This is a genomic window from Helicobacter sp. 11-8110, from assembly GCF_003288905.1.
GTDB lineage: Bacteria > Campylobacterota > Campylobacteria > Campylobacterales > Helicobacteraceae > Helicobacter_D > Helicobacter_D colisuis.
Window position 1 is genome coordinate 293,294 of record NZ_NHYL01000001.1, and the last position, 20,528, is coordinate 313,821.

A 20,528-nucleotide genomic window follows, 5' to 3' on the forward strand; every position below is an offset into this window, starting at 1 on the left:
ATGTTGCGATTGTTTTTTGTTTTTTTGTGTTTAATTCAACTCCAAGCTAACCAAGAAATCAATCAAAAAATCTCAAAGAACAAAACTGCCTTAGAAAATCAAAAGAAAAAAGAAGCACAAGTCAATCAAAAACTCCAAGAATTAGGCAAAGAAATCAATAAACAAAAAGAAGAACTTAGCACCATAGAAAATATCATCAAAGAAAGCGAAAAAAATATTTCTAAAAATAAACAAGAATATTCCAAGAAGGAAACCCTTATTAAAACGCTTTCATCTAATCAAGAATCACTCTACCAAAAACGCAAAGACATTGAGCTTGCCATTATTGATTTGGTGGCCAAAGATATCTCCTTTGCAATTTTACTTAATGATTTTCAACCAGAATCAATTAGGGATTTAATCACAGAAGAGAGTTTTAAAGTTTTAAATAACACCACCAAAAAAGAACTTGCCAATCTAAGCCAACAACAAACCCAAATCATACAAGACCTAAAAACTTTGCAAAAAGAAATCGCACAACTACAAAGTTTCATTGATTCAGAAAACAAAAAAAGAGCTAATCTAAAAGATCTCCAAGCCAAACAAAAAAAGGCGCTTAATGCTTACCAGAAAGAAATTGACAAATACAATCAAGAGCTTCAGCAAATTACCAAAGAGCGTGATAGTTTGCAAGAGATTCTAGTGCAACTTAATATCCTAAAAAGTCAAGAAGAAGAAAAACGCAAAAAACGAGAAGAATTGGCAAAAACCGAAAATACCACAACCCCCAAAAGCACTCAAAGTGATTTTGATGTGCGACAAGTTGCTAGCTCCTACCACAACATTAGCACTACCAAATATAAAGGCGCTAAAACCATTGCGCCTCTGGATAATTTCAAGATTGATAAGCGTTTTGGTCCCTACTATGATCCTGTATATAAAATGAAAGTTTTTAATGAATCTATTACTCTTATCAGCACCGGAGATGATAAAGTCAAAAGTGTTTTAGATGGGAAAGTTATCTTTGCTAAAGACACTCCAATTCTCAAAAAAGTTATTATTATTGAACATCAAAATAATATGCACACTATTTATGCCCAACTTGATAAAATCGCCCCCACCATCAAACCAGGGAGCATTGTCAAAAAAGGTTACACCATAGGAAGAATTAATAATGCATTAAAATTTGAAGTAACCTTAAAAGACAAACATATCGATCCTTTAGAATTAATTTCTGAAAAAAATTTATAATTTTTGCTACATTTTTTTGTAAAATATCCGATATACTTTTAAAATAATTTCATCTATCAACAAGGAGGTTATGGTGAATATTTCAGAAAATGGAATGAATATTGCTAGCATGCAAATAAATCCTTATCAACAAGGAAATAATGCAAGTCAAAGAAATAATGCAAATCAAACAAGTTCTTCAGAGATTCAACAACAAAGGTTGCAAGCTCAAGAAGAAAAAGACAATACTGAAGAGCAAAAACAAAAGCTTAATGAGCTAGCTCAACAGCTTAATAAAGAATTAAGCCCTTTAAACACCAGTATCGCTTTTAATTTTAGCGAAGATATTGAAGGGCTATACATTACCGTAAGCGAAAAAGACACTAATCGTTTAATTCGCAAGATTCCAAGCGATGAGGCAATGCAGCTTATGGCAAAGATGAAAGAAATTGTGGGAATGATTTTTGATAAACAAGCCTAAAAAGGAGAGAGTATGGCACTAGGAACACAATCTGTATTAGGAATCTCAAGCAACCTTACTTGGGATGTTATCGAACAAATGAAAGAACTTAATGTACGCCAACAAATCGACCCAATCACTAAAAAAATTGAAAAAAATATGGAGCAGCAAACTGAGCTTACTTCATTGCTAACCATGATGACTTCACTCAATACGAGCTTTAAAAATCTTTCTGATTATAGCACTTATCAAAGAAGACAAGCAAGTGTAGAAGGTAGTGGAGTTAAAGCAACTGCTGGAGATGGTTTAGCTATTCAAGACATTACAATCAATGTTTCCCAACTTGCACAAAATGATGTCAATCAAGTTGGATTGAAATTCGCCTCAAGAGATAGTGTTTTTAGCAATGAAAACACAACTTTGGATTTTTATCACAATGGAACAAACTATAACATTGATATCAAAGCAGGTATGACTCTCTCAGATGTTGCACAAAGCATCACAGATGCAACCAATGGAGAAGTAATGGGAATCATTATGAAAACAGGAGGAGACAACCCTTATCAATTAATGATTCAATCCAAAAATTCTGGTGCAGACAACAAAGTCTATTTTGGTAGCACCTTAGAAAGTGCCGCTACTCCAGGGGGTAAAATTACCGAAGGAAAACTTGAGATTGAAATTGGCGGTGAGAAAATCAGTGTTGATATGAGCAAAATCGGAAGCAATTATGGAAATACAGCTGAAGATAATGCAAAATTAATTGTTGATGCGATTAAAAATCAAATTGATACTGATCCTAATCTTGCCGTTCTAAAAAAGAAAGTCGATAGTGGCGAAATCACTATTGGCTTAAATAATAGCGGCAAAGGCATTATGCTTAATGATTCTTTAGGAGGAGCGATTAATGTTACCACAAATGGTATTAAAGTAGAAGCTGCTCAAGGCACGAGTGCTGTCGATACAGACTTAGGATTTTCAAAAAAAACTGTCGGTAGCGATACAGGTCTTGTGGATATGAAAATTACAGCAGGTGCTCTTACAGGGACTTTTACAATCAATGGAAGAGAGTTTGATTTAAGCAATTTAACAAAATCAGGTAATACCGCCGAACAGAACTTTACTTCCATTATGGATGCCATTAATAATGATGCAGATTTACAGAAGGCAGGAATCACCGCTAGTGGAGATCCAACCAAAGGAACTCTTACGCTCAATTCTAATAATGGGCAAACTATCAATATTGCTGCTAAGGGAGCAAATGCATCTGAACGACAAAAAGTCTTAGATTCTATTGGTTTAACAGCGGGATCTTACACTTCTAGCAAAAGCTTTTTAGAGAAAATGGACATTACCAATATCCAAAAAGCACAAGATGCTAAACTCACTTACAATGGTATCCCAATTGAAAGAGATACAAATAGTATTGATGATATTGTTTCTGGATTGTCTTTAGAATTAACTTCGGTAACCGAAACAGGAAAAGATGTAATTGTGAGAATCGCTAGAGACGATGAGGGAATCGCTGAAGAAATGAAAGCATTTGTAGAAAGTTATAATGAAATGTATAACAAACTCCAAGAACTTACCAAATACGATGAAGAAACCGAAATTGCTGGAGTTTTCAATGGAAATAGTGAGATTAGAAGTATCACAAGGCAACTTAATTCTATTATCAACTCCACTGATGCAAATCGAAATAGTCTTGTTAAATATGGTGTTTATATGAATGAAGATGGGACACTCACTTTTAAAGAAGATACTTTTAATACCACCTTCAAAGAAGATCCAGATGCAGCTGTAGAGTTTTTTAGAAGCTCTACCAAAACGGTCAAAGGCGAAAGTGTTGAGATTGATGGGGTTTTCACGCAACTTAGAAATACAATGGATTCTTTAATCACAGGTAGTAATTCCACTCTAAAAATCCTAGAATCAACGCTTGTGAATGAGCAAAAAACACTCAATAGTGACAAAACTTCCACCCAAAAATCCATTGACAACAAGTATGATATTATGGCTGAGCGATGGTCAGCTTATGATCAAATGATTGCACAAATGCAACAATCTTCAAAGACCATTACTCAGCTTATCAATCAAGCAATGAATTCTTAAAAAATAAAGGTTAGATGATGAAAGGTAATTTAGCTTATAGTTCCTATCAACAAAATTCTGTCGCAGTCGAATCTCCTGCAAGATTAGTTGAAATGCTTTATGAGGGTATTTTGCGTTTTGCTTCAATGGCAAAGAGATGCATTGATGCTAATGATATTGAAAAGAAAATTTATTATATCAATCGCACAACAGATATTTTTGTGGAGCTTCTTAATTCTTTAGATTATGAAAAAGGCGGACAAGTTGCCCATTATCTAACAGGGCTTTACACTCATCAAATCAAACTTTTAACTCAAGCAAATATGGAAAATAGTAAAGAAAAAATTGATATTGTTATCAAAGTAGCTAAAGGCTTACTTGAAGCATGGAAAGAGGTGAATCAAAATGAATTGGCTTAATGAACTCAAAATAGCATATCTCAACAAAAATGATGCAAAAATTACAGAGTTGATGGCAAATACTCCTATTTTAAAAACTCGCGATGAAATGTTTGAAGCCTTGGCTGTTTTAGAGCAAATTGGAGAATACGCACGCGCCCAAAAAGCTAAACTTGCTGAAGAAATGCGAAAGCTCAAGCAAACCAAAAAATTCTTGCCCAAACAAGAAAGAGTGCAAAAACTTAATTTATCTTTTTAATTCTTTGTATTAAAATTTCTCTTTTAAAACTAAGGAATTACAATGCAATGGAAACCAATTGGCATAGAAGACAAGGAAATTCTTGATAGCTTCTTTGCAAATAATAAGATTCTTGTTTCAGATTTAACTTTCACAAACCTTTACTTATGGCATTATTCAAGACATATTAGCTATATTATTTTTAATGATTGTCTTGTTATTAAGACCCAATACCCTAATGAAAATCCCTTTATTTTCTATCCCCTTCACAAAGAAAATAATCCAGAGGCTAAAAGGCAATGTATCTTAGATATGATGTCATATTGCAAGGCAAATGGCTTGAACTTCTCTATCCATTCTCTAAGCGAAATAGATAAAAAAGAGCTAGAATTTCTCATGCCCAATACTTTTACCTTTATCTATCGTGAGGACCGAAGCGATTATGTTTATTCAATTCCCGAACTCATTGAGCTCAAAGGCAAAAAATATCACAAGAAAAAAACGCATCTCAATCGTTTTATAGAACGCTATCCTTTTAGCTACGAATCTCTAAACCAAACCAATGCCAAAGAGCTTATTCACACTTATCAAGAATGGTTTGGAAGGATTAGTGATAATGCAAGTAATGGCTTAAAAAATGAATACATTGGTATTATCGAATCACTTAAAGCACTAGAGTGTTTAAAGTTTGATGGTGGAATCTTACGCGTTGATGAAAAAATCATTGCTTTTAGTTTTGGAGAGCCACTTAATGACAATACCATTGTAATTCATATTGAAAAAGCAGATATAGAATATCAAGGAGCTTATCAAGCTATTAATCGTGAGTTTTTAGCAAACCAATGGAAAGACTATGCGCTTGTCAATCGCGAAGAGGATTTAGGGATTGAGGGCTTAAGAAAAGCCAAGCAATCTTATCAGCCACTTTTCTTACAAAAAAAATTTGATGCTTCTTTAAGGTGATTTTTCAACACTTTAAAGCTAATTGTGTATATGCCCCATAAACTCTTCCCTTGTGCGATGATCACTTTTGAAAAGCCCACGAACAGCACTTGTTATCATTATACTATTTTGCTTTTCTACCCCACGCATTACCATACACATATGTTGTGCTTCTGCAACCACCATCGCTCCCTTAGCTTGTAAGACTTCCATAATTGTATCAGCAATCTGCCCTGTCATTTTTTCTTGAATTTGTAATCGCCTTGAAAACACCTCTACAAGTCTTGCAAGCTTGGAGATGCCAACTACTTTTGAATTAGGAATGTAACCAATAGAAATCTTTCCAAAAAAAGGCAAAAGATGATGCTCACACACCGAATAAAACTCAATATTTTTTAAAACCACCATTTCATCACAAGCCCCATCGCTAAAACATTTACCCAAAATTTCCTTAGGATCGCTTTTGTATCCACTATATAAATGTTCCCAACTCTTTATAACTCGCTTTGGCGTCTCTAGCAACCCCTCTCTTGCTTTATCCTCTCCAATATAATCAAAAAAAGATCTAATGCAATCTTCCATTATTTTCCTTTATTTTCCAAGTAAAGCTTTGATTCGATTTTCAATACTTGGATGTGTGCTAAAAATCTCTTTAAATCCAACAATATAAAGTGCCGACCTTGTAGGATTTGTATCAACTTCACTAAAATCAGATTGCGCATAGCTACCACTAATCTTTTGCAATGCGCGAATCATAGGCATACTATCTCCCATAAGATAAGCAGCCCCAGAATCAGCCATATATTCACGACTTCGACTTAAAAACATTTGCAAAACAAGTGTCAGCAAAGGCAAAACAAATTGCAAGATCATAAGAATGTTTCTTGCTGTATTTGCGCCTCTCTCTCTGGAATTTCCTAAAAACATATAAACTCCATAATTTACCACTAAAAGCATAATATTACTCAAAACTCCTACTACAAGAGTAAGGCGAATATCTTCGTGTCTAATGTGGCTTAATTCATGCGCCATAACCGCTTTTATTTCATCTCTCTTGAGATTCCTAACCAGAGTCGTCGTTAATGCAATCAAAGAATTATGCGCACTCCAACCACTTGCAAAAGCGTTCATAAAGGGAGCTTCCATTAAGTATAATTTAGGTCTAAAATCCAAACACGCTTCCCTAACTAATTCATCTAAGATTCTGCTTAATTCCCTTTCTTGCGAAGTCTCCTCAAAACCTTTAACAATCTCTTTGTATTCATTTCCACTTAATAAAATACCCTTAAAATGACCAATGGTATAATAAACAATCCCACACGCTACTAACAACAAACAAAGTGTAACAATCGGTAACTGCTGAAAAGTAAGCAAGGCATAAAATCCACCCAAAAGACTACTAGCATTTATCCGAACAATATCTACTAACAAACCAATAACAATAAAAATAGCCACATAAAGAATAATTACACATTGTGTTTTAAAGCGATTCTCTTGGATAATTTTGTCAAACATTACTCTTCTCCCATAATTTCACTATGCGCCAATTCTCTTAATAAATTAGTTGCATATGCACCTTTAGGCAATAAAAATGCTAATTCACCTTGAGCTTCTTCTTCTTTGTAGCACAAAATTAATTCCTCTGGAAAAATCCAAGCATAACGCCTTTGACCAACACTTTTAATTTTTTCATCCACAAAATTTTTTTCAAAAAATCCTGCTTCATTCTCTGAAATTTGTGCTTTTATACCACTTAATAATCCTGTTGGGACAACATCCTTTTTTGCAAACCTTTGAGAATCATTTAAAATCGTCTCTTGTTTTGTAAGAAAATTTTTACCAAAAGGGTAATGGCATAAATAATCGCCACTTAATAGTTTAAAAAAATGACTCTGCTCTTTTAGCGTTTTACAATATTCTTTATCTAAAAAAATCTTTGGTATTATTTGATTTTCAAATTGCAAACTCAAAGCCCTATAAAGATCTTTTGAATCAATTTTCTCAATCAAATGAGAGAGTTTGATTCTTAGCGACAACCACTCATTAAAGAGATGGCTTTGATAGGCACTAATAAAAAAATTTTGCATTTTTTTATCGCGAATCTTTTTTTTGCCATTGACAATTTCTTGCCCCAATAAATAGTTATCTAAAGTTTTACCAAAGCGTTGATAGCTAAAATAATTTGGAATCCCCAGCTGTTTAATTTTTTCCACAACTTGTTGTATTTTTTGATAATTTAGCTTATCTAGCTTTTTTAATCTTATGAAAAATTTATTCCCCTTTAAATGTCCGATTTTAATCTTATTATTATGCGCAGTAATCTCTAAAATCTTGATTTCTGGATGCTCAAAAGATTCTAAAAGGCTTTTATTAATAAGATGTTTTGGGAAGCTAAGGTATTGAATGGTTAATGCATTTTTATCTTTCAAACCTGCATAGCCAATCTCACTTGATTTGACTCCAAAATACGAAGAAAAAAAATTAATTAATTCAAAAGTTGTCAGGTTTTTTTTGCGAACTTTTACAATCCAATGCGCTCCCTCCCCATCAAAAGAATAGAGAGGAATCTCTTCTACTACAAAATCACGCGGACTTTGCTTGAAGTAAAAAACTATCTTTGAGTGCGTATAGGCATAGGAATAATCCACTATTTAGCCTTTTTAGTTTTAATTCTCTAGTGGCAACCGCACCCTCCACCACAGCAACCACCGCCTTGACCATGTTGTTCTTGATGATGTAATCCACAAGCCAATTCCTTTTCAGTAGCCATTCTCACACCAAGAATTGTTACAGAAAAATCTAATTCTTTCCCTGCTAAAGGATGATTGTAATCTACAATAACCACTTCATCATTAAAATCTTTTACAATCACTTGTACAGTTTGACCATCTTCTCCCTGACCAAAAAGCGTCATACCCTCTTGCAAATCAATACCCACAAATTGATCTCTTGGAACCTCTTGGATATAATCTGATACATATTCTCCATAAGCATTTACTGGAGCAATAATAACTTGCTTTTTATCCCCTACAGACATTTCCGCAACTGCTTCTTCAAGCCCTTTGATAATCTCGCCTGCTCCCATAATAAATTCTAAAGGCTTACCACCAATATTAGAATCTAAAATCTCTTCTTTGCCATTTTCTCTTACTTCATATTCAATACTAACAACTTGATTTTTTTCTATCATAAAATTCTCCTTAAATTACTTAAATAAAAGTTTTTTTGCTTCTTGCGATTCTTTAGAATCTGGATAGAGCGCCACCAAAGATTCTAAAAACTTCAAAGCATTTTCATTATTATTGAGTTTTTTAAAAGCTTGTGCGGTATGCAACATCAATAAAGGCATATAATCCGCCTTATCGTAGCGCTCCGCACTGATTTTATAATATTGAATTGCTTCCTCATATTTTCCTTGATAAAAAGCCGATTCTCCTAACAAATAATTCCCTCGAGCAGGCTTGTAATGCCCATCAACTGCTTTTTTAAAATACTCACTTGCTATTTTATATTGCTTTTGTTCTAGCAATTTTTCACCCTCTGCAAACACTTCTGCTAATGGCTTATCTCTTAACTCTTCTGCCACCTTAGCATCAGTTTGTCTTGGATTTGAATTATTTTTTTTAACTTCTTTTTTTTCTTGCTGCCCCTCATCCAAAAGCATTTTTTTAATAACATCAATTTCAGATTTAGTCTGCATATCAACCTTTTGAATCAACTCTCCAAGAGCTGCAATGCTTTGTTGTAACTTTTGAATATTTTCATTTTGTGTAGCAAAATTTGCTTCCATATATTCTTTTATGTTAGCAATTGTTGCATTATTTTCATCAACTCGCGTATTTAACTCACGAGAAACCTCTTGAATTCTTTGAAGCTGACCTTCAAAAACACTTTTCAATCCCTCTTGTGAGACTTCAAGATTTTTTACTTTACTAGAAAGATTAAAAAGTTTTTCATCTATAATTTGTTCTTTAGTTTTCATTAGAGTATCGCCACCGGCATTAAAAGCCGATGGCTCCTCAGCAAAAAGCAAATTAGCTAATACTAAAACTACACCAATTTGTTTTAACAAGCACTTTCTCCAAACTTATGGCAACATTTTAAATGTTACTTTTCTATTCTCTGCCCAACATTCTCTAGTTTTCTCTGTGCAGGTAGGTTTGCTTTCTCCATAGCTTACAAGCACAATTTTGCTTTCACTAACACCCTTGGATACCAAAGCATCTTTTACAGCAACTGCTCTTTTTAAGCCCAATGCATAGTTATACTCATCAGTTCCCCACTCATCAGTATTTCCCTCAACTCTTACATTCAAAGGCGCTGCACTTATGTCTTTTAGAACATTTGCATCATTATCAACTGCACTTTGCATATCTCCACGAATCACAAATTGATCAAAATCAAAAAAGATATTTTGCAAACCACCTTCTACATACTGAATTCTCTCTTCTAGATTCACAAAATTATCCCGACCACTTACAAAACCTTGAGAAATACTTTGCTCTGCAACAGAATCTTGAGTGTTACTTGTATCTACATTGCTACTTTTTTGGCTACAACCTACCATCAATAATGCAGCCAATAAAGAACCAAAAACTAAACTTTTTTTCATAGATTTCTCTCCCTATTATTTAAAATGATAAAACATTGTAGCATATTTTTTGCTAAAGTGCTATAAAACATAAAGTTTTACCAATCCATAGATTGAATAACCCCTCCGCGAAGCGGAAATAGTAAGGTTTTGTTGTAATTTAAACGAATAATTCCCAAAGCACTTTGATTGCTTTCGTGTTTAATATACATAATTGTTTCTCCATCTTTTGCAAAACGCGGTAACTGATTAACCCCATTAGCGCTTAATCGCCTAATAAAATCACTTTGGGTAGAAACAAGATAAAGATTAAAAGTATTTCTACTAAATTCATCGCTCGTTTCCCTGCTAGAATAAACAATATAATCTCCATGCGCATTTGCCGCATTGTTATTTTTTCCATGAAAAACCATTTGCTCTACACTTCCCGCGCTCTCTCCATTTACAGAAACAGCAAATACATTTGGATAACCCAGACGATCTGAAATAAACATAACGCGTTTTTCATCTTCAATAAAATTTGCACTTACATCTATTCCGCGGTAATTAGTTAATTTTTTTAATGCTCCATTTGTTAAATCATACAAGTAAATATCAGCTTGTTCATTGGGCGCCATAGTCAATAGAATCTTATTTGAATCCTTGCTTACATCAGAAGCCACTAACATACCCTCGCTACTAAGAATCTGCTTATTCTCTCCTGTAAGTAAGTCAAATTTAAAAAGTGTAGGCTTGTCTAAATACTTCGTATAATAAAATGCACTTTGTTTTTCATTTGCCCATTTAGGGAAAATATTTAAACCACCGCTAATAAGAGTGTTTTTATAAGTTAGCGTATAATCACTAGAAATAATATCGCTTTCGCCAGGTTTTGTATAATATGACACAATTACCATTCTTTGCATCCAATCTACACTTGGCGCTTTAATATAATCATTAATATCCACCGCTAATTTATGAGCTAAAAACGGATATGTCGATAATTGGGTGCTTTTGTATTCTTTATTTAATGCTACATTTCCAGCATTAACATCATAAAGTTGCAAATTCACAACCAAATCATCTCGTATCGCCTCTGCACTCACTCGTGCTACCAAATCCACTTTAGACTTACGGTACTCATCAAAATTAATTGCCATTGCCCCAGAAAATCCCTCGCCCTCTTGCACTGCAAAATGCCCAGTAACCTTCAAATCAGCAATCAGCATCTTAAATATTTTTAGCGTATATTCTCTTTGGGTATAATCTTTTCCAGAATACTGAACCAAAATATTAGGGAGATTGTCAAATTTTTTAACAACCTCCAAAGTTGCATCAACATTTGGATTACCAAAAATAAAACTCAAACTCATTAAAAATAAAAAACAAATCTTTTTCATTTACACCTCTGTCTTAAAAGTTACAATAATATTAGTTGAATCTCCACCCTCATATTTTGGAAATTCTTTATTTTGCATTATATCCAAAAACTCTTGCAAAGCCTTATCAAATTCTAAATTTCCCGATAATTTTATAACCTTATAGGAAAATTTTCCCTGCCAATCAATAGTAATTTGTATTTCAGATTGATTTTCATTTTGTGTTTGTATTGGATTCCAATTTTCATACAAAATTTCTTGCACTTTTGCATAAAATTCATCATACTCGCCCTTTGGAGTTAGGAATCCCATTGTTTTTTTAATTTCAAGATTAGAAACAATTTTTTCAATATTTTCTTTTAAATTGTCTTCTCTTTTTTGCATACTCTCCAAAGCCTTTTTACGCCTTGCTATTTTATCATTTTGACTTTGTGGCTTTAGAGCTTCTTTGGGAACTTCTCTTTTAGTTTCAACTTGCTGAAACAATTTGTTGATACCCAAGCCTACATTTGCAGTTTTTGAAGCATTTTCCTTTTTGATAGGAATCTCTTTTATTTTTTCTTTTTCTTTATTTTTTTGCGTTTGATTGACTTTTTTTGGAGCTTCTTTTTTTTCTTCAATCAACGCTACATTAAAACTTGTCTCTTTATAAGTTGTGTATTGCTTTGGCGAATCTTTGAAAACATAAAAATGCCATAAAAATATCCCCACAACAAACAAATAGGTAAAAATAGCGACAATACCACTTAAAAAAAGAAAAAATATTCTATCCATCAGTAACTAATGAAACTCTGCTAAAACCGCTTTGTTTGGCAATTTTTAAAATATAAATCACATCATCGTATTTAAGATTTTTATCCGCTCTGATATAAACTTGCGTGTTTCTATCATACCCATTAGCAAAAACAATAAAGACATCAGGAAAACTCCTAAAATCTAAAATATCATCTTTTAAATAAATTTTTCTTTGAGAATCAACACGGATTTCAATCTTAGAATCTTCTTGAACTTTGCTAGTTTTAGAGCCTTGAGGCAAAGCAATCTCTTCTTGATAAACAATTACTGGTGCTGTTACCATTAAGATAGCCAACAAAACCAGCATAATATCAACCAGTGGTGTGATATTAAGCTCTGGATTCTCATCCCAATTAAAATTCACCGCGTATTTTCCTTTTGTCTTTTATTCTTTGTCTTTTGAGTAAGCCAAGAGATTAACTTGTAATTGCAAATAAGTATTTAGCTCAAAGACTTTTCGCTTTAAAAACAAATTAAAGGTATAAGCAGGAATCGCCGTTAAAATTCCAGCAGCTGTTGCAATAAGAGCTTTTGAAATAATAGGAGCTATCACATCTAAAGTTGCTTTAGATTCCATACCAAGCTTTGAAAAAGCTTCCAAAATCTCAACTACCGTTCCAAATAATCCGATAAAAGGAGCTGTTGAAGCCACAATGCCCAAAAAAGTCAAACCCATTGTAGCTTCCTTGATTGTTTTATTAAGAAAATATTGCAATAAAGATTCGGATTTTTTTCTATCGATTCCATTCAGATTAAATGTAGATTCGCGCAACACAATATTTTTGCCTTTCAAAAGACATTCCACATTCTTTTTTTCTCTTTGAATCATAGAATTAAGAGTAAAATAACGATACAAAAAAATCCAAACAACCAAAATAAAATAAAAAGAAAGCCAAGAGAGAACAACTATGGTTGTCATTCCATAGTTGCCAGTTAAATTCATTAAATTCATAAAACGCTCTTTGCTGCATTTTCAATGCGAGAAACAACCATTGAAACTGCAACTTTATTATCTGATGATTCTTCAAGAAGTTTTTTAGCGCTTGCAATAGCTTGTGCAATTTCACTTTCACTATCACCATTAATATCCACTGCACCCTCTGCTAAAATATCGACACTTCTCTCATCAACCTTAGCATAACCCCAGTTGATAGCCACTATTTCTTTTTTTCCATCTTGTTTTTCAATCTCAATAACACCACTATCAAGTGTAGTTACAATCCCAACGTGTCCTGGGAGAACCCCAAATTCCCCCTCGCTTCCAGGAAGTGTTACACTCTTGACATTATTAGAAAATATCTTCCCCTCTGGCGTTACAATATCTAATTTCAAGGTTTCCATTAAAGCTCCTTACGCGCCCGCCTTCATTTTTTCAGCTTTTTCAAGAACTTCATTAATATTACCTACCATATAGAAAGCATTTTCTGGAATGTGGTCATATTTTCCTTCCAAGATTCCTTTAAATCCTTCCAATGTTTCTTGTAGTGTAACATATTTACCTGGGCTTCCTGTAAAGACTTCAGCAACAAAGAAAGGTTGAGAAAGGAATTTTTCAATTTTTCTTGCTCTTTCAACGACTTTTTTATCTTCTTCAGAAAGCTCATCCATACCCAAAATCGCAATAATATCTTGCAAATCTTTATATTTTTGCAAAACTTGTTGCACACTTGTAGCCACTTTATAGTGCTCTTCACCAACTACTTGTGGATCAAGGATTCTAGAAGTTGAATCAAGTGGATCTACCGCTGGATAAATCCCTTTTTCTGCAATTTTTCTATTTAAAACTGTTGTTGCATCAAGGTGAGCAAAAACAGAAGCAGGAGCAGGGTCAGTCAAGTCATCTGCAGGAACATAAACTGCTTGAACAGAAGTAATGGAACCTTTTTTAGTTGATGTGATTCTCTCTTGCAATTTGCCCATTTCACTTGCCAATGTCGGCTGATATCCAACTGCAGAAGGAATCCTACCCAACAACGCTGACATTTCCGCACCTGATTGAGCATATCTAAAGATATTATCAATAAACATCAATACATCTAGACCTTTTTCATCACGGAAATATTCCGCCATTGTAAGTCCTGTGAAAGCAATTCTGTTTCTTGCACCCGGTGGCTCATTCATTTGACCATAGCACAAGGCAACTTTATCTAAAACACCCGATTCTTTCATTTCATGATAAAGATCGTTTCCTTCTCTTGTTCGCTCTCCAACACCCGCAAACACAGAATAACCGCTGTGTTTAAATGCTACATTGTGAATAAGCTCCATAATAACAACAGTCTTACCAACACCTGCACCACCAAACAATCCTACTTTACCACCTTTTGAATAAGGAGCTAACAAATCTACAACCTTAATTCCCGTTTCAAACATTTCAGTTTTTGTGCTTTGGTTTTCAAAAGTTGGTGCTTCCCTATGAATAGACCATTTTTCTGGATTATTTAAACCTTCACCACCATCAATCACATCTCCTGTTACATTAAAGATTCTACCCAAAACTTGCTCTCCAACAGGAACCATAATAGGATTACCTCTTGCAACAACCTTTTCGCCACGAGTTAAGCCCTCTGTCATATCCATAGCAATCGCCCTAACACGATTATCACCAATATGAGCTGCAACTTCTAAAACTAATTTGCGAGATTGTCCATCAATAGAAAAATCAATATCTAACGCTTCATTGATTGCTGGAAGATATGATTCAAAATCAATATCCACAACAGGACCCATTACTTGAACTATTTTCCCTATCATATTTTCTGACATTTACTATACTCCTTATTTCATAGACTCAACACCGGTATTAATCTCTACCAGCTCAGTCGTAATTGCTTCTTGTCTTGCTTTGTTATAAGCAACCGTTAAACTTTTTGCCAATTCTCCAGCGTTATTAGTTGCAGCATCCATTGCTTGCATTCTTGCGCTGTGCTCTGCTGCTAAAGAATCCACCAAAGCATAATACATGCTAAATTCAATATATTTATTAGCTAGTTGATTTAAAACTTCATTTTCTTGTTCATTTGGTTCAACTTCCAAGACAGAACTACACTCCTTAGATAATTCAATACTATTAATAGGTAAAAGTTGTGAAACCTTCATTTCTTGAGAAATCATATTTTTAAAACCATTATGCACCAAAATAATCTTTGAAGTCATGCCTTGCAAATAATCATTCACTGCCTTATTGATAAATTCTGCAGCTTGAGCATAGTTAGGCGTTGCACTTAAACCCACCGCACTATCTAAAATCTCTATTTCATTGAACTTAAAGTATTCAATTGCTTTTTTGCCAATAACGCGCAAACGAACTTTTGCATTTTTAGCTTTATGCTCTAGAATAATCCGATTAACTTCTTTAATTGTGTTAATATTAAAACCACCACATAAGCCTTTGTCTGCTGTCACCAAAACAATATCTACAAGCCCTGTCTCTTTAGCTGGTATAAAATAGGGATTGTCTTGCGCATTTTCCCCACCTGCTACCTTTGCTTTGATCTCTCCAAGCACCTCTACAATTTTATTTGCATAGGTCTTAGATCGTCTTGCCATCTCATCAGCTTTTTTAAGCTTGGAGGTTGAAACAAGCTTCATTGCTCTTGTAGTTTTTTGGGTGTTTAGAACACTTGATATCTGCTTTCTAATATCTTTTAAGTTGTTTCCCATAACAACTCCCTACTTATGCTATAAAACTAGCTTTAAACTCTTCTAAAGCTCTACTTAGAGTTTCCTCAATATCCTTATCAAGCATTTTCTTAGATCGAATATCTTCAAAAATTTGTGGATATTTTGCCTCTAAGAATGGATATAAATCTGCTTCAAATTTAGTAATATTAGCTACAGAAATATCATCCATAAAGCCTCTTGCTCCTGCAAAAATAACTACAACTTGTCTCTCAATTGGCAATGGAGAATAAGGAGGTTGCTTTAAAACTTCCACCATTCTTTGTCCTCTATCAAGTTGTTTTCTACTTGATTCATCAAGATCTGAAGCAAATTGTGCGAAAGCTTGTAATTCTCTATATTGAGCCAAATCCAATCTCAAAGTTCCTGAAACTTGTTTGGTAGCTTTGATTTGTGCAGCACCACCCACGCGAGATACAGAAAGACCCACATTAATCGCAGGGCGAATACCCGAGTTAAACAAATCTGTTTCAAGGAAAATTTGTCCATCAGTAATTGAAATAACATTGGTAGGAATATACGCAGCCACATCTCCTGCTTGTGTTTCAATAATTGGTAAAGCCGTTAGAGAACCAGCACCCAATTCATCACTTACCTTTGCAGCTCTCTCCAATAGTCTTGAGTGCAAATAGAAAACATCTCCAGGGAAAGCTTCACGACCTGGAGGGCGTCTTAGAATTAATGACATTTCACGATAAGCAACTGCATGCTTACTTAAATCATCATAAACAATCAAAGCATGTCTACCATTATCTCTGAAATATTCTCCCATAGTTACACCCGCATAAGGCGCAAGATATTGCATCGCAGCAGAATCAGAAGCAGGTGCATTAACAATAATTGTATATTCCATTGCTCCATGTTCTTCTAGTTTTCTCACCACTTGCGCTACTGTGGATTCTTTTTGTCCTATGGCAACATAAATACAAACAACATCTTGTCCTTTTTGATTAATAATAGTGTCAATTGCAACTGTTGTTTTACCTGTTTGTCTATCACCAATAATCAACTCTCTTTGACCCCTACCAATTGGCACTAATGCATCAATTGCCTTAATACCCGTTTGAAGTGGCTCATGAACTGATTTTCTTGCCATAATCCCAGGAGCTTTTTCTTCCATGAATTTAAATTCTTTTGCTTCAATTGCTCCCTTACCATCAATGGGCTCACCTAAAGCATTAACCACTCTTCCCATCAAGTCATCTCCAACAGGAACACGCAAAAGCTTACCGAGTCTCTTAACTGAAGTGCCCTCTTTAATCTCTTTTCCAGCACCCAAGACAACAACACCCACGCTGCCTTCTTCCAAGCTTGATGCAAGACCTTTGTCCCCTGTATCAAACTCAACCATTTCATAGCTCATAGCATCTTTAAGTCCATAAACTTTTGCTACACCATCAGCATATGCAATAACCTTACCAGTTTGCGCAATATTTAAATCCAATTCGAAATTATCTATTCTTTCTTTAATAATAGAACTAATTTCATCAGCTTGTAACTTTGCTATCACTCTTACTCCTTCATAAAAAAATTAAAATGCTTTCATAATATGACTTCTTAAGTCTTGAATAAATTTCTCTTGGGAAAAGGAAATTTCAACGCCTAAATCCTCCACAATCAATTTGATTCCAACTTCATCTACAATCTCCTGCTTCAGAATCAAATTAACGCCTAGTTTTTTGCTAAACTGACCTTGTATATCCTTTAATACTACTTCATCGTATTTCTCATTTACTTTTAGATTGGCAATATATTCCTTATTTAAAGAAGCTATATAAGAAAACAATTCAGCATACAACTCTTGGAACAAGTTCAAGCGCTTATGTTCTGCCAAAACTTTAACAAAATTAGAAAATCTTTGTGTTGCCTTATTTTCCAAAATAACTTGCAAAACAAACTCCACCTTTTTAGAAATCTCCACATAAGGCGATTCGATGATTTCTTTAAATTTAGAAATTTGATAAGCATTTGCAAGAATGCTTAAAAATTCTAAATCCTTTTCCAGTTCATTTTTTAGCGCATCCTTAGAAAATGCCCTAATATATCTTTTTGCTATCAATTCTTTCATCTTAAGCAACCTTTCTCAATAAAGCTTGAGTTAAGACATCTTTAGGCAATACTGCAGAATCTTTGCTTAAAAACTCTTTTAAAACTTCATCAATAATCAGCTTTTCCATTTTTCTTCTCTCAAATGTCATACTCTCATTAAATTGACGAATCAAGTTTTCAATTTCTGCTTTTGTATTTTCCTCTGCCTTCTGCAAAATAATTGCTGATTCTTTGTGTGCTACTTCTACAATATCTTTTGCAATTTTTTTAGCTTCGTCTAATTCATTAACTGCTTTTTGTCGCTCTTTTTTCGATTCTTGAAGTTTTTCTTGAATCTTGGCTAAAGAATTTGCAATACCCTCTCGCCTTTCTTTGAAAACACCTTTAATCCTTTCTGCTGCAAAGTAATAAACTAGCGCAAAAAAGATAACAAAGTTAATCGTTCTCTCAACAATATCCACTTCACCACTACCAGATGCCGCCAACAATATGCAAGGAGAAAACATTGCCATCAAAAACAAAAAACTTTTTTTCATTATTTCCCCTCCTACAATTTCGCCATTTTAGCTTTTAAGCTTTCTTCAAAAAGAGGAATTTTAGACAACAATGTTTTCTTAAGTTCTTCTCTCTCTTCTTCAAGAATTGCTGTAAATTCATTGTATTTTAGATTCAACTCTTCCCTTTTTTGCGTAATTTTTGCATCTGCCATCTGTTTAGCATTTTCTTGCGCCTTATTTTTTATAAGACTTGCTTCCTGCCTTGCATTTTGCAAAATCACCTCTGCCTCCGCTTTTAATGCTTTTACATCCGCCGCATTACCTTCTATACCTTCACTATCCTTTTTTATTGATGAATCTCTTGCATCCATAAAACCTAACAAAGGTTTGTACAAAATGCGATTCAGCAAGTAAATCAAAATAAGGAAAGTAAAAAAAACTAGCGCCATTACCCAAGGAGTTGGGATAATAGTCATTTGCACTCCTTTATTTAAATATAAATAACATTTTTATTCTATCACGACTTTTTCTAAGTTTTTCTTAAAAACTTAAATTTGGTAAAAATTTAATAAACCTTTCCACCTCCTCATCGTTACTAAACTCCACAATAAAATATTTTTTTTGCAATTTTACCTTTAATTTATTTTCTTGCATCATTTGACAGATTTTCATTAATTCATTTTGAGATTGCAAACTTATTACATTTTTTTTTGATAAATCCTTCTTTGCCTTATCATTAGACTTAATACTTTTAATATTCCTTACAATCGCTTCAGTTTCATGAACACTCAACTTCTGTCCTACAATCGAATCAGCCACCATTAATTGCTTCTCTTTTGGCAGGGTAATCAGAATCTTAGCGTGTCCTTGTGAAATTTTGTTTTCTATAATATATTTTTGGACTTCATTTTCCAAATCCAATAGGCGCAGAGTGTTTGTAATCTGTGCTCTTGACTTTGAGAGTCGCTTGGCAACTTCTTCGTGCGTGATTCCATACTCATCAATTAATTCTTTATAAGATTGTGCCAAATCAATCGGATTTAAATCTTCCCTTTGGATATTTTCTATCAAAGCCAATTCGCGTAACTTTTTCTCTTGCACATCTACAACAATAGCTTTTATTGTTTCTTTTTTTGCAATTTTGCTTGCGCGCAAACGCCGCTCACCTGCAATCAAAAAATATTCATCAGATTTTCCACTATCCTCATAGACCAAAATCGGTTGCAAGAGACCATATTCTTGAATTGAATCGGCTAATTCTTGCAAACTCTCATCATCAAATACTTTGCGAGGCTGCAAGGGATTGGCTTTTATTTTATCAATATCAATTTCAACTACCAAACCTGAATTATCATTTAAATTATTCTGATAAGCCTCTTCTACTTCCCCCAAAATAGCGCTTAATCCACGCCCTAAGCCTGCACTTTTTGCCATTAAGCCCTCTTTAAAATCGCTCTTGCAAGACTTTGATAAGCAATATTACCTTGAGAGCGCACATCATATAAAATAACAGGCTTCCCAAAACTAGGTGATTCGGCTAACTTAATATTCCGTGGAATTGCAATCACATCTTTGGTATCATTTTTGATTAGTTGCCCTTCAAAATGCTGCAACAAATCTGTAAAAACCTGCCTTGAAAGGTTGTTTTGTCCGCTATACATCGTTGGCAAAAGCCCCTTGATTTTTAAGTCTGGATTAATCTCTTTTCTTAAAAGCTTAATAGTATTAAGCAATTGTGCTAATCCCTCAAGCGCAAAAAACTCACACTGAATAGGAATAATCACAGAATGGGAAGCACTTAGCGCATTAATCGTTAAAGGTCCTAAGGCAGGTGGAGAATCAATGATAATATAATCATACAAACTCCCCACTTCTTCTATTTTCTTTTTTAATAATAATTCCCTTCCATTACGCTTTTGGCTATAAAACTCTTTTTCAATTCCTACTAAGCCAATATTTGAAGGAGCTAAAAAAAGTGTCGGGATTGAAGTTTTTTGAATAATTTGCGAAAGCTGTTTGGTTCCGATTAAAACATGATAAATATTATACTCTATGTCATTTCTGTGGAATCCTAAACTCGTTGTTGCATTGGCTTGAGGGTCAGCATCAATTAGCAAAACTTTCTTTTCTTCTACCGCTAAAGAAGCTGCAAGATTCACTGCTGTTGTCGTTTTTCCAACCCCACCTTTTTGATTTGCTATACAAATCACTTCACACAT

Annotated in this window: 25 protein-coding genes; 6 read left to right on the forward strand and 19 right to left on the reverse strand. The window is 34.0% G+C overall.

Going from position 1 to position 20,528, the window contains the following annotated elements; genetic code table 11:
* From CCY98_RS01335 to CCY98_RS01360, 6 genes are all read left to right on the forward strand, one after another.
* Positions 1-1,230 carry a peptidoglycan DD-metalloendopeptidase family protein gene (locus CCY98_RS01335; RefSeq protein WP_112056804.1) on the forward strand — a complete coding sequence of 410 codons (1,230 nt, stop codon included), beginning with the start codon at positions 1-3 and terminating at the stop codon, positions 1,228-1,230.
* A gap of 70 nt (positions 1,231-1,300) precedes the next feature.
* Entirely contained in the window at positions 1,301-1,690 is a 390-nt protein-coding gene (locus CCY98_RS01340; protein ID WP_258437827.1) for a FlaG family protein, read from the forward strand.
* 12 nt (positions 1,691-1,702) lie between these two features.
* Positions 1,703-3,781, forward strand: a complete 2,079-nt coding sequence (gene fliD / locus CCY98_RS01345) for a flagellar filament capping protein FliD (RefSeq protein ID WP_112056806.1) — start codon at positions 1,703-1,705, stop codon at positions 3,779-3,781.
* Positions 3,782-3,798: 17 nt separating this feature from the next.
* Positions 3,799-4,179 carry a flagellar export chaperone FliS gene (fliS, locus tag CCY98_RS01350; protein ID WP_112056807.1) on the forward strand — a complete coding sequence of 127 codons (381 nt, stop codon included), beginning with the start codon at positions 3,799-3,801 and terminating at the stop codon, positions 4,177-4,179.
* A complete protein-coding gene (locus CCY98_RS01355; protein ID WP_112056808.1) occupies positions 4,166-4,417 on the forward strand; it encodes a hypothetical protein in 252 nt (83 codons plus the stop codon). The genes fliS and CCY98_RS01355 overlap by 14 nt, the downstream gene beginning before the upstream one ends.
* 42 nt (positions 4,418-4,459) lie before the next feature.
* On the forward strand, positions 4,460-5,359 hold the full coding sequence (locus CCY98_RS01360; protein ID WP_112056809.1) for a phosphatidylglycerol lysyltransferase domain-containing protein: 900 nt from the start codon (positions 4,460-4,462) through the stop codon (positions 5,357-5,359).
* A gap of 18 nt (positions 5,360-5,377) precedes the next feature.
* On the opposite strand, the gene folE is transcribed toward CCY98_RS01360, so the two are convergent.
* From folE to CCY98_RS01455, 19 genes are all read right to left on the reverse strand, one after another.
* Positions 5,378-5,920, reverse strand: a complete 543-nt coding sequence (gene folE / locus CCY98_RS01365; protein WP_112056810.1) for a GTP cyclohydrolase I FolE — start codon at positions 5,918-5,920, stop codon at positions 5,378-5,380.
* Between the two features lie 9 nt (positions 5,921-5,929).
* Positions 5,930-6,853: a zinc metalloprotease HtpX gene (htpX, locus tag CCY98_RS01370; RefSeq protein ID WP_112056811.1), complete on the reverse strand. Its 924-nt coding sequence runs from the start codon at positions 6,851-6,853 to the stop codon at positions 5,930-5,932.
* Positions 6,853-7,986, reverse strand: a complete 1,134-nt coding sequence (gene truD / locus CCY98_RS01375; RefSeq protein ID WP_112056812.1) for a tRNA pseudouridine(13) synthase TruD — start codon at positions 7,984-7,986, stop codon at positions 6,853-6,855. Before truD ends, htpX begins: the two co-directional genes overlap by 1 nt.
* 26 nt (positions 7,987-8,012) lie before the next feature.
* Positions 8,013-8,528, reverse strand: a complete 516-nt coding sequence (locus CCY98_RS01380; protein WP_112056813.1) for a peptidylprolyl isomerase — start codon at positions 8,526-8,528, stop codon at positions 8,013-8,015.
* Between the two features lie 15 nt (positions 8,529-8,543).
* Positions 8,544-9,410: a tetratricopeptide repeat protein gene (locus tag CCY98_RS01385; protein WP_112056814.1), complete on the reverse strand. Its 867-nt coding sequence runs from the start codon at positions 9,408-9,410 to the stop codon at positions 8,544-8,546.
* Between the two features lie 15 nt (positions 9,411-9,425).
* Positions 9,426-9,950, reverse strand: a complete 525-nt coding sequence (locus CCY98_RS01390; RefSeq protein ID WP_112056815.1) for an OmpA family protein — start codon at positions 9,948-9,950, stop codon at positions 9,426-9,428.
* A gap of 77 nt (positions 9,951-10,027) precedes the next feature.
* The gene (gene tolB / locus CCY98_RS01395; protein ID WP_112056816.1) at positions 10,028-11,308 is read right to left on the reverse strand and encodes a Tol-Pal system protein TolB; all 1,281 of its coding nucleotides are present in this window, start codon (positions 11,306-11,308) and stop codon (positions 10,028-10,030) included.
* A complete protein-coding gene (locus CCY98_RS01400; RefSeq protein ID WP_112056817.1) occupies positions 11,309-12,061 on the reverse strand; it encodes an energy transducer TonB in 753 nt (250 codons plus the stop codon). It lies immediately after the preceding gene.
* The gene (locus CCY98_RS01405; protein ID WP_112056818.1) at positions 12,054-12,446 is read right to left on the reverse strand and encodes a biopolymer transporter ExbD; all 393 of its coding nucleotides are present in this window, start codon (positions 12,444-12,446) and stop codon (positions 12,054-12,056) included. The genes CCY98_RS01400 and CCY98_RS01405 overlap by 8 nt, the downstream gene beginning before the upstream one ends.
* Positions 12,447-12,467: 21 nt before the next feature.
* The gene (locus tag CCY98_RS01410; RefSeq protein ID WP_112056819.1) at positions 12,468-13,034 is read right to left on the reverse strand and encodes a MotA/TolQ/ExbB proton channel family protein; all 567 of its coding nucleotides are present in this window, start codon (positions 13,032-13,034) and stop codon (positions 12,468-12,470) included.
* Positions 13,031-13,423 (reverse strand): ATP synthase F1 subunit epsilon, encoded by a 393-nt coding sequence (gene atpC, locus CCY98_RS01415; RefSeq protein WP_112056820.1) that lies wholly within the window; start codon positions 13,421-13,423, stop codon positions 13,031-13,033. Before atpC ends, CCY98_RS01410 begins: the two co-directional genes overlap by 4 nt.
* 9 nt (positions 13,424-13,432) lie before the next feature.
* Positions 13,433-14,836 (reverse strand): F0F1 ATP synthase subunit beta, encoded by a 1,404-nt coding sequence (gene atpD, locus CCY98_RS01420; RefSeq protein ID WP_112057074.1) that lies wholly within the window; start codon positions 14,834-14,836, stop codon positions 13,433-13,435.
* Between the two features lie 24 nt (positions 14,837-14,860).
* A complete protein-coding gene (gene atpG / locus CCY98_RS01425; RefSeq protein WP_112056821.1) occupies positions 14,861-15,745 on the reverse strand; it encodes an ATP synthase F1 subunit gamma in 885 nt (294 codons plus the stop codon).
* Between the two features lie 13 nt (positions 15,746-15,758).
* Entirely contained in the window at positions 15,759-17,273 is a 1,515-nt protein-coding gene (gene atpA, locus CCY98_RS01430) for a F0F1 ATP synthase subunit alpha (RefSeq protein ID WP_112056822.1), read from the reverse strand.
* A gap of 21 nt (positions 17,274-17,294) precedes the next feature.
* Entirely contained in the window at positions 17,295-17,831 is a 537-nt protein-coding gene (locus CCY98_RS01435; protein ID WP_112056823.1) for a F0F1 ATP synthase subunit delta, read from the reverse strand.
* 1 nt (position 17,832) lies between these two features.
* On the reverse strand, positions 17,833-18,348 hold the full coding sequence (locus CCY98_RS01440) for a F0F1 ATP synthase subunit B (protein WP_112056824.1): 516 nt from the start codon (positions 18,346-18,348) through the stop codon (positions 17,833-17,835).
* 11 nt (positions 18,349-18,359) lie between these two features.
* Positions 18,360-18,785 (reverse strand): F0F1 ATP synthase subunit B', encoded by a 426-nt coding sequence (locus CCY98_RS01445; protein WP_112056825.1) that lies wholly within the window; start codon positions 18,783-18,785, stop codon positions 18,360-18,362.
* 64 nt (positions 18,786-18,849) lie between these two features.
* On the reverse strand, positions 18,850-19,743 hold the full coding sequence (locus CCY98_RS01450) for a ParB/RepB/Spo0J family partition protein (protein WP_112056826.1): 894 nt from the start codon (positions 19,741-19,743) through the stop codon (positions 18,850-18,852).
* On the reverse strand, positions 19,743-20,528 hold the full coding sequence (locus CCY98_RS01455; RefSeq protein WP_112056827.1) for an AAA family ATPase: 786 nt from the start codon (positions 20,526-20,528) through the stop codon (positions 19,743-19,745). Before CCY98_RS01455 ends, CCY98_RS01450 begins: the two co-directional genes overlap by 1 nt.

Excerpts from the sequence above, each read along its gene's own strand:
- CCY98_RS01335 (WP_112056804.1), top strand. The coding sequence starts at position 1 with ATGTTGCGATTGTTTTTTGTTTTTTTGTGTTTAATTCAACTCCAAGCT.
- CCY98_RS01340 (WP_258437827.1), top strand. The coding sequence starts at position 1,301 with ATGGTGAATATTTCAGAAAATGGAATGAATATTGCTAGCATGCAAATA.
- fliD (WP_112056806.1), top strand. The coding sequence starts at position 1,703 with ATGGCACTAGGAACACAATCTGTATTAGGAATCTCAAGCAACCTTACT.
- fliS (WP_112056807.1), top strand. The coding sequence starts at position 3,799 with ATGAAAGGTAATTTAGCTTATAGTTCCTATCAACAAAATTCTGTCGCA.
- CCY98_RS01355 (WP_112056808.1), top strand. The coding sequence starts at position 4,166 with ATGAATTGGCTTAATGAACTCAAAATAGCATATCTCAACAAAAATGAT.
- CCY98_RS01360 (WP_112056809.1), top strand. The coding sequence starts at position 4,460 with ATGCAATGGAAACCAATTGGCATAGAAGACAAGGAAATTCTTGATAGC.
- folE (WP_112056810.1), bottom strand. The coding sequence starts at position 5,920 with ATGGAAGATTGCATTAGATCTTTTTTTGATTATATTGGAGAGGATAAA.
- htpX (WP_112056811.1), bottom strand. The coding sequence starts at position 6,853 with ATGTTTGACAAAATTATCCAAGAGAATCGCTTTAAAACACAATGTGTA.
- CCY98_RS01380 (WP_112056813.1), bottom strand. The coding sequence starts at position 8,528 with ATGATAGAAAAAAATCAAGTTGTTAGTATTGAATATGAAGTAAGAGAA.
- CCY98_RS01390 (WP_112056815.1), bottom strand. The coding sequence starts at position 9,950 with ATGAAAAAAAGTTTAGTTTTTGGTTCTTTATTGGCTGCATTATTGATG.
- tolB (WP_112056816.1), bottom strand. The coding sequence starts at position 11,308 with ATGAAAAAGATTTGTTTTTTATTTTTAATGAGTTTGAGTTTTATTTTT.
- CCY98_RS01400 (WP_112056817.1), bottom strand. The coding sequence starts at position 12,061 with ATGGATAGAATATTTTTTCTTTTTTTAAGTGGTATTGTCGCTATTTTT.
- CCY98_RS01410 (WP_112056819.1), bottom strand. The coding sequence starts at position 13,034 with ATGAATTTAATGAATTTAACTGGCAACTATGGAATGACAACCATAGTT.
- atpC (WP_112056820.1), bottom strand. The coding sequence starts at position 13,423 with ATGGAAACCTTGAAATTAGATATTGTAACGCCAGAGGGGAAGATATTT.
- atpD (WP_112057074.1), bottom strand. The coding sequence starts at position 14,836 with ATGATAGGGAAAATAGTTCAAGTAATGGGTCCTGTTGTGGATATTGAT.
- atpG (WP_112056821.1), bottom strand. The coding sequence starts at position 15,745 with ATGGGAAACAACTTAAAAGATATTAGAAAGCAGATATCAAGTGTTCTA.
- CCY98_RS01435 (WP_112056823.1), bottom strand. The coding sequence starts at position 17,831 with ATGAAAGAATTGATAGCAAAAAGATATATTAGGGCATTTTCTAAGGAT.
- CCY98_RS01440 (WP_112056824.1), bottom strand. The coding sequence starts at position 18,348 with ATGAAAAAAAGTTTTTTGTTTTTGATGGCAATGTTTTCTCCTTGCATA.
- CCY98_RS01445 (WP_112056825.1), bottom strand. The coding sequence starts at position 18,785 with ATGACTATTATCCCAACTCCTTGGGTAATGGCGCTAGTTTTTTTTACT.
- CCY98_RS01450 (WP_112056826.1), bottom strand. The coding sequence starts at position 19,743 with ATGGCAAAAAGTGCAGGCTTAGGGCGTGGATTAAGCGCTATTTTGGGG.
- CCY98_RS01455 (WP_112056827.1), bottom strand. The coding sequence starts at position 20,528 with ATGTGTGAAGTGATTTGTATAGCAAATCAAAAAGGTGGGGTTGGAAAA.